Below are 14,216 nucleotides of genomic sequence, written 5' to 3'. Positions count from 1 at the left end.
CTGTGCGGCAAGTCCTCCAGCGGGTTGGGTGACGTGAACGGCGCCGGGCTCGTTCCCGGTGCCGACTCGGCTCGACATTTATGAGGTTAGGCTTACCTGTGCGCAATGCCCGGTTCGCGACCGATGTTCACGTTCGCGCGAGGATGCGTCGCTCGACGCTCGATCAGAGAAGCGGCGCGATCATGGAGATGCCGTTCTGCACGAGTCGGCGTGGGAAGCTCCACGCCGCGACGGCGGCGGGATCGACGCGGTTCGAGGCGTCGAGGTACGTCTGCTGTCGCGTGCGCACCGCCGCCGCGAGACCCTCGTCGACCGCGAGCAGATTGTTCTCCTCGTTGAGCTCGAGGCTCCGGCGATCCATGTTCGCGGAGCCGACGAGCTCGATCCGTCCGTCCACCGTGATCGTCTTGCTGTGGAGGAGTCCGAGCGGGTACTCGTACAGTTCGACGCCCGCCTCGAGCAGATCGGAGTAGGTGCTGCGCGCGGCGTTCGCGACGAACCAGGAGTCGTTGTGCGCCGGGATGACGACCACGGTGCGCACGCCCCGCCGCGGTGCCGCGCAGATGGCCTCGAGCAACGGCTCGTCCGGCACGAAGTACGGCGTCGTGATCGTGAGCTCGCGGCGGGAGGCGAAGACGGTCGCGACGAACTCGTCGGACATCGCACCGGGTCGTTGGGTCGGCCCCGTGCCGAACACGGCTCCGACGACGGTGCCGTCCGGCACGGGATCGACCGATCGGACGTGGTCGCCCGGCGGGGCCTCGTCGGTCTCGGCGATCCAGGAGGCGAGGAACAGCCATTGCAATTGCGCGACGATCGGGCCCTCGCAGCGGAAGAAGACGTCGACCCAGGGCGCGAAGCGCGGCTTGACGCGAAACGCCGGATCGGCGCAGTTCTGGCTCCCGCAGTAGGCGATCTCGTCGTCGACGACGACGATCTTGCGGTGGTTGCGCAGGTCGATGCGGCCGATCGCGAGGTGGCCGAGGCGCGGGATGTCGTCGAGCGCGGCGACCGCGTGGACGCCCGCGTCGCGCATGCGCTCCCACTGCGGCGAGGCGATGAAGGCGCGCGAGCCGAGCGCGTCGACGAGCACGCGGCAGGTCACCCCGCGCGCTGCGGCGGCGACGAGCGCGTCGACGACGCGTCCGCCGTTCCCGTCGTCGAGCCAGATGTAGAAGCTGATGTGCACCGTCTCGCGGGCGCGGTCGATGTCGGCGACGAGGTCCTCGATCGCGGCGTCCGACCCGGCCGTGAGGACGACGCGGTTCCCGGCGGTCGGGCCGAACCCGTTGATCGATCGGGTCAGGTCGAACAGGGACCGCTCGGTCGGGTCGAGCGACGCGGGCGCGTCGGCTGCCTGCTCGGGCTCGGCCAGCCCCTCCTCGGCCGCACGGAAGCGGCGTTCACGGTCGCGCCCGATGCTCGTCTCGCCGAGCAGGGCGTAGGCGAGGATGCCGAGGACCGGGACGAGCATGATGCACGCCACCCAGGCCACGCGCGACGCGGGCGCTCGATCGGGTTTCGTGATCGCCCGGCAGATGACGGCGATGTGCAGGAGGAACACGACGAGCGCGAGCACGAACTCGGCCCCCGATTGGCCCCAGTTCCACATGCTGCCTCCGACGTTCGCGTGTCTCCGGCGGACGGTGGGGCACGGCGCGACGTCGCGGCGCCGCACCCGACCAGTATGCAAGCGGCGGATCGCCCCCGCAACGCGCCGACGGCCCGCAGTACCCGTGCCGGGTGCTCAGCGGCGCGGCGTCCAGCCGGGTGGGAGCGGCCCCGCGGCGCCGGCGCGTTCGCGGTCGGCCCGCTCGGACCAGCCCTGCGCCGCCGCGAGGCCCGTGTCGTCGACACCCGGATCGATCGCGCCCCGCGCGAAGCGGAAGCCGACGTCCTCGTGGTGCATGCGGGGTGCACCGCCCCGACGGACGGAGGCCCGCACGCTCCACGACTCGTCCGCGAAACCGCCGCCGCGGAACACGCGGTAGTCGCCGTAGCGGGCGGGGTCGAGGTGATCCCAGCACCATTCCCACACATTGCCGAGCGTGTCGAACAGCCCGTTGAGGTTCGGCATGCGCGTGCCGACGTCCTGCGGCTCGGTGAGCCCGTCGGCGCTCGTCCAGGCGACCTCGTCGAGCGGCCCGTGGTGCGGGCCCGTCGATCCCGCCCGGCACGCGAACTCCCACTCCGCCTCGGTGGGGAGTCGGTATCCGTCGGCGTCGACGAGCCACGTGACCTCGTCACCGTCGAAGCGGTACACGGGATCGAGCCCCTCCCACTCCGAGGCGGCGTTGCAACAGCGAACGGCCCGGAGCCAGGGGACGTCCACCGCAGGTCGGCGGGGATGGTGCGCCGTGATCCCGAGCAGTTCGCCGAGCTGTTCCTCGGTCACGGCGAACACCCCGATCTCGAACGGCTCCAGGTCGACGCGTCGCGTCGTGGAACGTCGCGCATCGCGCAGGGTGATCGTCCCGGCGTCGATCCGGCGCATCTCGATGTCGTCCACGGCGGCAGTCTCGCACGCCGCGACGCCGGGTCAGTCCTCGCGCAGCGCGCGGACGAGCTCGTCCTTCCGCAATCGCGAGTACCCCGTCAGCCCGAGCTCCTTCGCACGGGCGCGCAGCTCCGGCACCGTCCACTCCTCGTAGGAGCGCGACTCGCCGCCGCGCCGACCGACCGCCTGCCGACCGTCGCGCGCCGCCGCGTTCGCGATGCGCGCCGACTTCCCCTCCGACGCTCCCTCCTCGCGAAGGGCGCGGTAGACGTCCTCGTCCTTGATGCTGGGCCGTGCCATCCCGTGCCTCCCGGTGTCGTCGTCCGGCACGCCGCTGCGCGCCGTCGTCCCAAGGCTCGCCGAACCACCCGAACGTCGCCTGTCCGCGGGTCTCAGTCCTCGCCGTCGAACAGGCCGCTGTCGAGCACGCGACTGTGCCGGAGCCGCAGCGCGCGTTCGGTGCTCGCGACGAGCGCGCCGACGACGAGCCCCACGTTCGCCCAGCCGGGCAGACGGATGGGCGAGACGAACGTGCCGACGCGCTCGGCCACCCACGGGATCTGGGTGATGTCCGCCACGACCTGCGGGACGCCGAGCACGAGCGCGACGAGCAGCACCACGACCGAGACCGCACCGATCACGCGACTCGTGCCCGGGCTCCGTCGCGCGAGCGCCGCCCGGCGGCCCTCGGCGGAATGCTCCTCGGGTACGAGCTGACGCTCCGGCCCGGCGTCCGGGACGAAGTGACAGCGCTTGAGCCCGTACCCGCTCGTCGCGACCTCGATGACCCCGCCCGGCACCTCGAACGCGGCGGGCAGTGTCGACACCGAACGATTGCGACCGTCGAGATAGAGCTTGGCGAGGACGTCGCCGTTCTCGTCACCCGCGTGGCCGACGTCGACGGACCAGCGATGCACGCTGCCGTCGGCGCCCGCGAGATCGAGGTGGAACAGGGATCGCGAGAAGGGTTGCCACCATCGGTACCGGGCCAGTTCGTGCCCGTCGCCCGGTCTCGCGCGGGCGACCGCACGACGGCGGCGCTCGTTGCGGAACATCGGCCCACCCTAGCGAGCGGACGTGGAGGGCCCGTGGGTGCGACGCACGACGGCGCGAGCGCGTCAACCGGCCCGTTCGATCCCGGGACGAGCGTCCCGGACGAGCAGCGGCACGATACGGACGAGGAGCACCATCGCGCCGAGCTCGACGAGCGTCTGTGTGACGACGACGAGCGGCGCGAGCGCGAACCGGTCGGGCAGGGTGAGCGCGAGCGGCAGCACCACGAGCGAGTTCCGCGTCGCCCCGCTGAACACCAGTGCCCGACGTCCGGCGACGTCGATGCGCGCGACCCGCCCGACGAGCATTCCGAGCGGCAGTGCGACCGCGACGAACAGCACGAAGACGGGGACGGCGAGCGCGAGCGCGCCGAGCTCCGTCCCGACGCCCGCGATCTGCGACGCCACGACGATCGCGAGCGTCACCATCATGAGCGGCACCATCGCCGCGTTCGCGGACCGCTCGACGGCGGCCTCGAACCCGAACCTGGGTGCGACGAGCTGGGTGAGCCAGGCCGCGACGAGCGGCAGCAGCACGATGACGAGCAACGCGCGGAGGAACGGGCCGGGCTCCACGGCGGACGCGGTGTCGGGCCCGACGAACAGGAACAGGAAGACGGGCAGCAGGAGCGCCTGGACGACCATGAGCAGCGGCGCCGCAGCGAGCAATCGCCGCGCATCACCACCGGCGATGCCCGCGAACACGATCACGTAGTCGATGCACGGGGTGAGCAGCACGAACAGCACCCCGACGAGGAGTGCCTCGTCGTGCGCGACGAGACGCGAGAGGAGCCAGGCGAGGGGCGGCACGAGCAGGAAGTTGAGGACGAGCAGGCTCCCCACGAAGCGCGCGTCGCGCAGTGCGGCGCCGAGACGACGCATCGGGATGCCGAGGAACGTGACGTACAGGAGCAGCGCGAGGCACGGCTCGACCGCGTGCACGGCCACGGCACCGGCGGCCGGCACGACGAGGCCGACGACCGCGCCGAGCAGCAGGGCGCCGACGTAGAGCGGGAGTTGGTACCGCTCCATCCAGGCCACGACCACCGTCCACCGCCTCGTTCGTCCCGGAATCCGCCCTCGTGCGGACGCGACCATTCTTCCGCGGACGACGGGGCACGGGGTGCGGCACGGTGATCACGCCGTGGACGTGGCCGGGATCGGGACGTGGATCGGCGTCGGCGTCGGCGTCGGCGTCGGGCGACGATCAGCCGACGAGGCGATGGGCGCGCACCGCGGCGACGAGTTCCGCCAGCTCGAGGGGGCTGCGGACGCGACGACCCGAGAGCGACTCGAGCCGCTGCAGGCGGTACAGCACCGAATTGCGATGACAGTGCAGCGCCTCCCCCGCGGCCGCCGCGGAGCCGTCCGACGCGATCCACGCCTCGAAGGTCGACAGGAGCTTCTCGGCGTCGTCGTCCCGCAAGCGGAGCACGTTCCCGAGCACGAGATCGCGCAGTACCGTGGCCGATGCGGGCTCCGACACGAGCAACACGTCGACCGGCCGGCTCTCGAACCTGCGCACCCCGCCGCCACCGCCGAGCGCGAGGAGGGCGAGGCGGGCCTGGCGGCCGGCGGTGACGGCGCCCGCGGGACGGTCGAAGACCCGGCTGATGCCGATCGCCGTCCCCGGGTCGGCGTCGAGCCGCACGAGCAGCGCCTCGAGATCTGCGGTCGCGTGCGCATTGACGAGGCCGATGCGACCCGCGGGCGACGACGCCCACACGGCACCCGCACCGCACGAACGGAGGACGGCCGGTGCGACAGGATCACCGCTCTCGGCGCTCGCGGCGACGCGCGCGGCCACGACGACGAACGCGCCCGTGGGCGGGAGGTCGAGCCGGGCGGCGTTACCGGCCGCGTCGCTGCCCTCGAGCAGGGCGAGCAGGGCGGCGCGACGGGACTCGTCCTGCCGCCGCCGGAGCGCCTCCACGACCGCACGGTACTCGTCGGACGCGGCGTTCGAGAACCGGTCGAGGATCGCCCACAGCGACTCGACCGTATCGAGCACGATCGCCGTCTCGCCGAACCTCGCCGCCTCGTCGGTGACGGTCCGGAGCGCCTTGAGACCGGCGAGTCGCTAGGCGTGCAGCAGACTCGCGACGGGAATCCCGGCCTCGGCCTTCATCCGGCCCGCGCGCCGAGCCGGCTCGAGACTCCCCCGGCCGCCGCCGAGTTCGTGGCGGAGGGCCTCGACGTTCTCGCGCACGATCTCACCGAGCGCATCGGCCGCGAGCGGCGACGTCGCGTACGCGTGCTCCTGCTCCACGATCTGGTCGACGATGCGGGCCGACATGCTCTCCGAGCGATCGCGGACGCGTTGGAGCGTCGCTCGCGGAACCGTGGCGCGCAGTGCGGAAGACGTCGTCGTCTTGCGCCCACGATACGCGGCCGCGCCGCCGATTTGTACCGTGGCACAAACGATCCCGAGCCGGGGTCCGTGTCGCACGTCGGCTGGATCCCGCAGACTGTGCGGACGACCTCGCCCACCCGTCGACCGGCCCACCGATCGATGGAGATCCCGTGAGCAACTCGAACGCACCCTCGTCCCTCGACCGGTCCACATCGGACCGACGCACATCGCCGATCGGGCACACCGCACCGCCGGAGCTCGACGCCGACGTGCACGCGTCGATGGATGCCGCCATCACCCGCGTCCGGGCCGGGTCCGAGCGCTGGGCGACGCTCTCGCTCGAGGCGCGCGCGAGCATCATCGCGGCGGTGCACCGTTCGCTCGGTTCGGTCGCGCGACGATGGGTCGAGATCGCGTGCGACATCAAGGGCATCGAGGCGGACTCGCCGCTCGTCGGCGAGGAGTGGATCTCGGGCCCGTACGCGACGATCTCAGGTGCCGGTGCGCTCGCGCACTCCCTCGCCGAGCTCGCCGCCTGTCGCAGTCCCGCGGCCGACGCACGGATCCGACCGGGGCCCGACGGACGCTCCCGCATCCGCGTCCTCCCCCACGCCGCGATCGAGGGCGTGCTGTTGCACGGGTTCTCGGGCGAGGTGTGGACGACGCCGCACGTGAGCGCCGACGAGGTGGTCCGTCGCGCCGGCCTCGGCGCCGTCGATCCGACGCCCGGGGTCGGCGTGGTGCTCGGTGCCGGCAACATCACCTCCATCGCCCCGCTCGACGTGCTGTGGGAACTCGTCGCACGCGGACGCGGCGTCGTCCTCAAGCTCAATCCGACGCTCGAACGACTCCGCCCCGTCCTCGAGGCCGGCCTCGAACCACTCGTCGCCGCGGGGGTGCTGCGCTTCGTCTCGGGTGGCGCCGACGTCGGTGCCGCGCTCGTCGAACACGACGGCATCGACCACGTGCACATCACGGGGAGCGCCGCGACCCACGACGCGATCGTGTGGGGAAGTGGCGAGGAGGCGGTGCGCCGACGGGCGGAGGGCACTCCTCGCCTGCGCGTTCCCATCTCGAGCGAGCTCGGCGGCGTCTCCCCCGTGATCGTCGTGCCGGGTCGCTGGTCGCACGCCGACCTCCGGTTCCAGGCGGAGCACATCGCGACGATGCGGCTCCACAACGCGGGCCACAACTGCATCGCGGGCCAGGTCGTCGTCGTCTCCGCCGATTGGCCCCAGCGCGAGGCGTTCCTCCGTGAGTTGCGCACCGCGATCGACCGTGCGCCGGCCCGACCGGTCTGGTACCCGGGCGCGGCCGAACGTGTCACCGCGAGCGCCCGGCGGGACGGTGCGGCGTCACTCGGCCCCGCGACGAGTCCGCGCGTCCTCATCGATACCGACGACCCCGCGACGCTCGAGTGGCTCGAGCGCACCGAGCTGTTCGCTCCCGTGCTCGGCGTCGTCGAACTCCCCGGCGTCGACGCGACGTTCCTCGATGCCGCGGTGTCCGCCGCGAACGATCGCCTGGCGGGCACGCTCGGTGCGAACATCGTCATCGACCCCGCGACCCTCCGACGCATCGGAGCGGCGAGGTTCGGCCGTGCCCTCACCGCGCTGCGCTACGGCACGATCGCCGTCAACGCCTGGACCGGCCTCGGCTTCCTCACTTCGCGCGCCTCCTGGGGTGCCTTCCCCGGCGGGAGCCTCGCCGATGTCGGAAGCGGCGTCGGTGTCGTGCACAACGCGCTGCTCCTCGACGACGTCGAACGCACCGTCGTGCGCGGCCCGTTCCGCCCGTTCCCGCGTTCCGTCGCCGGCGGCGAGTTCTCGCTGTTCCCGAAGCCGCCGTGGTTCGTCACCGCACGCTCGGCGGCCCGCACGGGCCGTCTGCTGAGCGGCTTCGCGACGAAGCCCGCCTGGCAGAAGCTGCCCGCGATCTTCGCGTCCGCGTTCCGCGCCTGACGCACCCATCGGTTCCACCCACCTGCTCGAAGGAGAGCGACGATGCACACCTCCACAGACGGATCCGCGGGCGAACGCGTCGACTACATCGTGGTCGGCTCCGGTTCGGCGGGCTCGGTCCTCGCCAACCGCCTCAGCGCCGACCCCACCCGCCAGGTCCTCGTCCTCGAGGCCGGCGGGAGCGACCGCCGCAAGGAGATCACGATCCCCGCGGCGTTCTCGAAACTGTTCACGACCGACGTCGACTGGAACTACCGCACCGAGCCGCAACCGGGCCTCGACGGCCGGACGATCTTCTGGCCCCGGGGCAAGGTGCTCGGCGGCTCCTCGTCGCTCAACGCGATGATGTGGGTCATCGGATTCGCCGCCGACTACGACCGGGGGGCCGAGCTCGCCGGGCCACGGTGGTCCTGGTCGTCGCTCGAACCGCTGTTCCGCGACACGCTCGTTCCCGTCTCGGAGCAGCGCGACCCCCGTCCGCAGACGGGCACGCTCCTCGAGGCGGTCCAGGAAGCGGGCTACCGGCTCGAGGAGCCGAATCTCCCCGCCTCCGACGGATTCACGCGCACGCGCGTCACGCAGCGCAAGGGCGATCGGTGGAACGCACACCGCTCCTACGTCCAGCCCGTGCTCGCCTCCCGACCGAACCTCGACGTCCGCACCGATGCGCACGTCACGCGCATCCGCTTCGACGGCACGAGGGCCGTCGGTGTCGAGTACCGCCACGGCGGCCGGACGCGCATCGCGCACGCGAGCGCCGAGGTGATCCTCGCGGGCGGCGCCGTGAACACCCCGCAACTCCTGCTGCTCTCGGGCATCGGCGACCCCGAGCAGCTCGCTGCGCTCGGGATCCCCGTCGTCGCGGCCTCGCCCGAGGTCGGCCGCAACCTGCGCGATCACCTCGCTTCACTGCTCGTCCGTCACTCGGAGCCCGGCACGCTCTACTCGGCCGAGACACCGGCACAACTGGCGCGCTACCTCCTCGCGCGCAAGGGCATGCTCACCTCGAACGTCGCCGAGGGCTACGGGTTCGTCCGCTCCGACGCGTCGCTCGCGGAGCCCGACCTCGAGATCCTCGTGGCACCCGCCGCCTACACCCGCGAGGGACTCCACGGGATCCCGGGTCACGGGCTCAGCGTCGGCACCGTCCTCCTCCAGCCCGAGAGCCGCGGGAGCATCACCCTCGCAAGCGCCGATCCGGTCGAACACCCCGTCATCGATCCCGCGTACCTCTCGGACGAGGCGGGGGCGGACCGCGCCCGCATGCTCGCGGGCCTCGGCATCGTCGATCGGATCCTGAGCTCTCCCGTGCTCGCGGGCTCGCTGCGTCCCGGCTACATCGCACCGGACGGCGGCGAACGACTGTCCCCCGAGGACCGGCTCGTGGCCGCGCTCGACCAGTGCTCGCACACGCTCTACCACCCGACGTCGACCGCCCGGATGGGGTCCGACGCCGCGTCGGTCGTCGACCCCGAGCTGCGGGTGCGTGGGGTCACGGGGCTCCGCGTCGCGGACGCGTCCGTCATGCCCGAGATCATCCGCGGTCACACGCACGCACCGAGCGTCGTGATCGGCGAGCAGGCCGCGCGGCTCGTGCTCGACACCGACCCCGCGTCACTCGCCCACCGTGCCTGACGACGGCGCCCGCACGCCGCGGTCGTCCCGAATCCGATCCGAACCCGACGCGAAGGAGCGCCCATGATCGACAGCCCGTACCCCGACGTCGAGATCCCCGACCTCACCGTGTACGACTATCTCTTCGGTGACCTCGACGACGCGGATCGCGATCGTCCTGCGTTCATCGCGCAGGCGGACGGCGCGGAGACGAGCTACGCGTCGCTCGTCGCACAGATCGACGCGTTCGCGGGCGCCCTGGCCGAGCGCGGTGTCGGCCCCGGAACGGTCGTGGGTCTGCTGAGCCCGAACGTGCCCGCCTTCGTGACCGCGTTCCACGGCGTGCTCCGAGCCGGCGCGACGGCGACGACGATCAATGCGCTGTTCACGGCGGACGAGATCGCGAAGCAGTTGCGCGACGCGCGAGCGACGTGGCTCGTCACGGTCTCGCCGCTCCTCCCGCAGGGCGCGGCGGCGGCCGCCGAGGTCGGTATCCCCGACGAACGGGTCATCGTGCTCGACGGCGCCGACGGGCACCCCTCGCTGCGCGATCTGCTCGCCGAGGGGCGCCCGGCACCCGAGGTCGAGATCGACCCCGCCACGCACCTCGCCGTCCTGCCGTACTCGTCGGGGACGACGGGCACGCCGAAGGGCGTCATGCTCACCCACCGGAACCTCGTGGCGAACGTCGCGCAGTGCATCGAGACGGTGCGCGTCGAACCGTCGGACCGTGTGCTCGCGGTGCTCCCATTCTTCCACATCTACGGCATGACGGTGCTCCTCAACCTCGCGCTCCGGCGCCGGGCGGCGCTCGTCCCCATGCCGCGCTTCGACCTCGTCGATTTCCTCACGACGATCGAGGAACGCCGCTGCACGTACGTGTTCATCGCGCCACCCATCGCGGTCGCGCTCGCGAAGCACCCCGTCGTGGATCAGTTCGACATCTCCTCGGTCCACACGCTCCTCTCCGGCGCCGCATCGCTCGACGGCGAGACTGGGCGCCGAGCGGCGGAGCGGATCGGTGCGCGCATGCTCCAGGGCTACGGCATGACGGAGCTGAGCCCGGTGTCGCACGTCATCCCCGCCGACCGTCCGGACATCCCCCTCGACTCGATCGGGATCCCGGTGCCGAATGTGCGCAGCAAACTCGTCGACCCCGCCACGGGCGAGGAGATCGTGGCGCACGGCGCGGACGGTGCGACCCCGCCGGGCGAACTGTGGGTGCAGGGGCCGAACGTCATGGCCGGCTATCTCGGACGACCCGAGGAGACGGCCGCGACGATCGACGCGGACGGGTATCTGCACACCGGTGACATCGCCGTGCACCACGAGGCGGGGTACTTCACGATCGTCGATCGCCTCAAGGAGCTCATCAAGTACAAGGGCTACCAGATCGCCCCGGCCGAGCTCGAGGCGCTGCTGCTGTCGCACCCGAAGATCGCCGATGCGGCCGTCATCGGCGTCCTCGACGACGACCGCGAGGAGGTGCCGAAGGCGTTCGTCGTGCGCGCGGAGGATTCGCTCGACGCCGACGAGGTGATCGCGTTCGTCGCGGATCGCGTCGCGCCGCACAAGAAGGTGCGCCGGGTCGCGTTCGTCGACGCGATCCCGAAGTCCGGTTCGGCGAAGATCCTGCGCAAGGACCTGCGCGCGGTCGAGCCGGAGGCTGCCGCCGTGGAGTGAGGGCGACTCACGCCGCCGGTTCGGGAGGACGCGAGCTCGACCGGACGATCAGTTCCGGCTCGAGTACGACCGTTTCCGGGGCCGGCGCCGGGTCGGCGACCATCATGAGGAGGTGGTGGAGCGCCACTCGCCCCGACTCCTCGAACGGCTGGCGCACGGTCGTGAGATCGAGTGCGCGCGCGAGTTCGCCGTCGTCGTAGCCGACGACGGCGAGTCGCGCCGCTCCCTCGACCGTCCGACACGTGGTGACCGCTGCGGCGGCGAGGGAGTCGTGGCTCGCGACGATCGCCGTCGCACCGTCCGCGAGCACCGCTCGGACGGTGTCCGCGTCGACCGTCACGGGATCACGCGCGGCGTGTGCGCGCACCTCGACGTGCTCCCCGAGCCCCTCCGCGCGCAGCATGCCCGCCGAGACGTAGGCGCCCGATCGTTGCGGTTCGTGCAGGAACGCCACCCGGCGGTGCCCGAGGGAGGCGAGGTGTGCGCCGATCCGCGCGCCGCCGTGGCGATCGTCGACGAGGACGACCGGCCCGCGCGGCGCGTGTCGGCCGGGCTCGATGTCGACGTATCCGACGGGGAAGCCCGCGACCCGGGCGGCACGGCGCGCGGTGTTGCCGAGCGGGACCCCCATGACGACGAGCCCGGAGGCGCCCGAGCGCATGGGGAGCGTCTCGACGAGCGGGGACACCGCCGCGGCCGCCGAGTCGAGGTCGTAGGGGACGATGTCGACGGCCGCGCCGCGCGCGGCCGAGAGCATGCCGGAGAGGCGTCGCAGGTACGAGGGGTAGCTCGTGAAGGGCGCGGCGACGGCGATGCTCGGCACGCCCCGCTGCCGGCCCCCGCGCATGCGGTAGCCGAGCTCGCCCGCGGCCACGACGACCCGTTCCCGCGTCTCGGCGCGAACCCGGTGCGGCGCGTTGACGACGAGGGAGACGGTCGAGATGCTCACGCCCGCGCGCGCCGCGACGTCGTAGATCGTCGCGCGTCCCGGCCCGGCTCGCATCGTCCGCCCCTTCATCGAAGTTCTTCGATCGTGCACCATCGTCGCATCCGACGAGGAGGTCACGATGTCGTTCCGCAGCCTGCGGCTGGATGCCGCTGTCGAGGCGTTCGAGTCCCGCGTGAAACCGCTCCGTGCGGTCGAACCGGACGATCCCGCGGGTCGTCGCCGCGTCGCCCGTCGCAACGACGACGTCGTGAGCGAGGCGCTCGGGATCACCCCGCTCGACACGGCCGACGAGGAGCACGTCGTCCCAGTCGAGGGGCATCCCGACGTGCGCGTGCGGGTGTGCTGGCCGTCGGCGCACCGGGCGGACCCGGGTGCGGGCCTTCCCGCGCTCGTCTACAACTACGGCGGCGCGTTCACGATCGCCGGGATCGACTGGGTCTCGTGGGACGCCCTGTTCCGCGAGCGCGCCCGCGACGCCGACATCGTGGTCGTCGCGGTCGACTACGCGCACGCGCCGGAGCACCGGTTCCCGACCCAGCCGGAACAGTGCTGGGCGGCCTTCGAGTGGACGTTCGAGCGCGCGCACGAGCTCGGTGTCGACCCGGACCGGATCGCGATCGGCGGCGCGTCCTCGGGCGGCAATCTCGCGGCGGCCGTGACGCTTCTGAACCGCGAACGCTCACGGCGTCCCGTCCGACTGCAGATCCTCGAGAACCCCGCGCTCGACCTGACGATGGGCCATGCCGATGCGCGGGGCATCGGTCGCAGCGTGCCGAGCGTCATCCTGCGCTCGATGGGTCGCCGACTGGTCCGTCAGTACCTCGGCGATGCGCGTCGCACCGCGCGGAATCCGATCGCGTCGCCGCTGCTCGCGGCGTCCCACTCGGGCCTTCCGCCCGCATGGATCTGTACGTGCGAACTCGATCCGCTGCGGGGTGACGGGGAAGCGTACGCGCGTGCGCTCTCGTCCGCGGGCGTGCCGACGACCGCGGTTCGCTACATCGGTCAGACGCACACCTCCCTCGGCGCCACCGGCGACGTCCCCGCCGCCGCGGCGTTCCACCGCGACCTCGTCGCACAGCTCCGGACCCTGCACGAGGCCCCGTGCTCGCGCCGGGACGGAACGCGTGATGCTCGCGCCCGAGATCACGGCGTGGGCGTCACGCGCGCGTGCCCTGCGTGCGGACCTCGCGCTCGACGGTGCGACCGAGTGGCCCGAGCGACGGGAGCTCGCGAGGCGCCTGAGCGACGCGCTCGCGCTCGCGCTCGAGTTCACCGCCCCGGCGCGGGGCGATGTGTCGGTCGACGAGTTCACGATCGCGGGCGGCTCGGGCCAGCTGCGCGCCAGGCGATATCGGCCGGCCGGCCGGACGGGCACCGCGATGCCGACGCAACTCTGGTGTCACGGTGGCGGCTTCGTCGCGGGAACGATCGACGAGATCCTGGGCGATCGCCTCACGGCGGACCGCGCCCGCGACGCGAACCTGCAGATCGTGTCGCTCGAGTACCGGCTCGCACCGGAGCACCCCTACCCGGCGGCCGTGGACGACGTCGTCGCCGCGCTCGCCGATCTGCGCGCGCGTGCCGACGAGCTCGACGTGGACGCCGACCGTCTCGGTGTCGGGGGCAATTCGGCGGGTGCGCTCGTGGCGGCGACCGCGGCGCTCCGGGAGCGCGACGGGGGACGTCCCCTCCGGCACCAGGCGCTCGAGGTGCCGCCCGCGACGCTCCGCGACGTGGGCGAGTCGTCGCGTCGGTACGCGATCGGTTTCGGGCTCGACGACGCCTGGGAGGTCGCCGCCCTCTACCGCGGCGCAGCACCGGTCTCCGAGGTCTCGCCCCTCGATCATTCCGACCACCGCGACGTGGCGCCAGCGCTCCTGCTCGTCGCCCAGTTCGACCCGCTCCGCGACGGCGCTCTCGCGTACGCGGACGCCCTTTGCGCCGTCGGGGTCGCGACGGAAGTCCGTCTCGGGGCCGGCCACGTGCACGCCTCACCCGGCCTGACGGCGGGCTTCGACCGCGCCCGCCGCTGGCAGTCGACGTTCGCGGCGGAGCTCGCGCTCGCCTACCGAACGACCTGATCCGATCCCATCGAAAGGACGAC

General features: G+C 72.4%; 12 protein-coding genes and 1 pseudogene. 5 read left to right on the top strand and 8 right to left on the bottom strand.

Annotation, left to right across the window (positions count from 1 at the left end):
- Positions 1 to 163: 163 nt before the first annotated feature.
- The 7 genes from cls to HNR16_RS05845 form a co-directional block, all read right to left on the bottom strand.
- Positions 164 to 1,612, bottom strand: coding sequence for a cardiolipin synthase (gene cls / locus HNR16_RS05875; RefSeq protein WP_158040910.1), 1,449 nt, complete (start codon positions 1,610 to 1,612; stop codon positions 164 to 166).
- 135 nt (positions 1,613 to 1,747) lie between these two features.
- Positions 1,748 to 2,509 (bottom strand): formylglycine-generating enzyme family protein, encoded by a 762-nt coding sequence (locus tag HNR16_RS05870; protein WP_225737889.1) that lies wholly within the window; start codon positions 2,507 to 2,509, stop codon positions 1,748 to 1,750.
- Positions 2,510 to 2,539: 30 nt separating this feature from the next.
- Positions 2,540 to 2,797 (bottom strand): DUF7218 family protein, encoded by a 258-nt coding sequence (locus HNR16_RS05865; RefSeq protein ID WP_158040909.1) that lies wholly within the window; start codon positions 2,795 to 2,797, stop codon positions 2,540 to 2,542.
- Positions 2,798 to 2,889: 92 nt separating this feature from the next.
- Complete coding sequence (locus HNR16_RS05860) at positions 2,890 to 3,552, bottom strand: hypothetical protein (protein WP_158040908.1); 663 nt, start codon at positions 3,550 to 3,552, stop codon at positions 2,890 to 2,892.
- Positions 3,553 to 3,615: 63 nt separating this feature from the next.
- Positions 3,616 to 4,596: an arsenic resistance protein gene (locus tag HNR16_RS05855; protein ID WP_338109149.1), complete on the bottom strand. Its 981-nt coding sequence runs from the start codon at positions 4,594 to 4,596 to the stop codon at positions 3,616 to 3,618.
- Positions 4,597 to 4,756: 160 nt separating this feature from the next.
- The gene (locus HNR16_RS05850; RefSeq protein ID WP_179558127.1) at positions 4,757 to 5,560 is read right to left on the bottom strand and encodes a helix-turn-helix domain-containing protein; all 804 of its coding nucleotides are present in this window, start codon (positions 5,558 to 5,560) and stop codon (positions 4,757 to 4,759) included.
- Positions 5,561 to 5,629: 69 nt separating this feature from the next.
- Positions 5,630 to 5,845, bottom strand: coding sequence for an RsbRD N-terminal domain-containing protein (locus HNR16_RS05845; RefSeq protein ID WP_158040905.1), 216 nt, complete (start codon positions 5,843 to 5,845; stop codon positions 5,630 to 5,632).
- 227 nt (positions 5,846 to 6,072) lie between these two features.
- Between HNR16_RS05845 and HNR16_RS05840 the strand changes: the two genes are divergently transcribed.
- From HNR16_RS05840 to HNR16_RS05830, 3 genes are all read left to right on the top strand, one after another.
- Positions 6,073 to 7,863: an aldehyde dehydrogenase family protein gene (locus HNR16_RS05840; protein ID WP_225737888.1), complete on the top strand. Its 1,791-nt coding sequence runs from the start codon at positions 6,073 to 6,075 to the stop codon at positions 7,861 to 7,863.
- 42 nt (positions 7,864 to 7,905) lie between these two features.
- Positions 7,906 to 9,498 carry a GMC family oxidoreductase gene (locus tag HNR16_RS05835; protein WP_158040904.1) on the top strand — a complete coding sequence of 531 codons (1,593 nt, stop codon included), beginning with the start codon at positions 7,906 to 7,908 and terminating at the stop codon, positions 9,496 to 9,498.
- A gap of 63 nt (positions 9,499 to 9,561) precedes the next feature.
- The gene (locus tag HNR16_RS05830; protein WP_158040903.1) at positions 9,562 to 11,160 is read left to right on the top strand and encodes an AMP-binding protein; all 1,599 of its coding nucleotides are present in this window, start codon (positions 9,562 to 9,564) and stop codon (positions 11,158 to 11,160) included.
- A gap of 7 nt (positions 11,161 to 11,167) precedes the next feature.
- On the opposite strand, the gene HNR16_RS05825 is transcribed toward HNR16_RS05830, so the two are convergent.
- Positions 11,168 to 12,163 (bottom strand): LacI family DNA-binding transcriptional regulator, encoded by a 996-nt coding sequence (locus tag HNR16_RS05825; protein ID WP_158040902.1) that lies wholly within the window; start codon positions 12,161 to 12,163, stop codon positions 11,168 to 11,170.
- Positions 12,164 to 12,227: 64 nt separating this feature from the next.
- On the opposite strand from HNR16_RS05825, the pseudogene HNR16_RS05820 reads away from it, so the two are divergent.
- Positions 12,228 to 13,115 (top strand): annotated as a pseudogene (locus HNR16_RS05820) (alpha/beta hydrolase); the annotation flags it as partial.
- Between the two features lie 124 nt (positions 13,116 to 13,239).
- Positions 13,240 to 14,193, top strand: a complete 954-nt coding sequence (locus HNR16_RS05815) for an alpha/beta hydrolase fold domain-containing protein (protein ID WP_158040901.1) — start codon at positions 13,240 to 13,242, stop codon at positions 14,191 to 14,193.
- The last annotated feature ends 23 nt before the right edge of the window (positions 14,194 to 14,216 follow it).

It is taken from the genome of Pseudoclavibacter chungangensis (assembly GCF_013410545.1).
In the GTDB taxonomy this organism is placed as follows: domain Bacteria; phylum Actinomycetota; class Actinomycetes; order Actinomycetales; family Microbacteriaceae; genus Pseudoclavibacter; species Pseudoclavibacter chungangensis.
The sequence above is the reverse complement of the archived record's forward strand: the minus strand, read 5'-3'. Positions and strand labels throughout refer to the sequence as shown.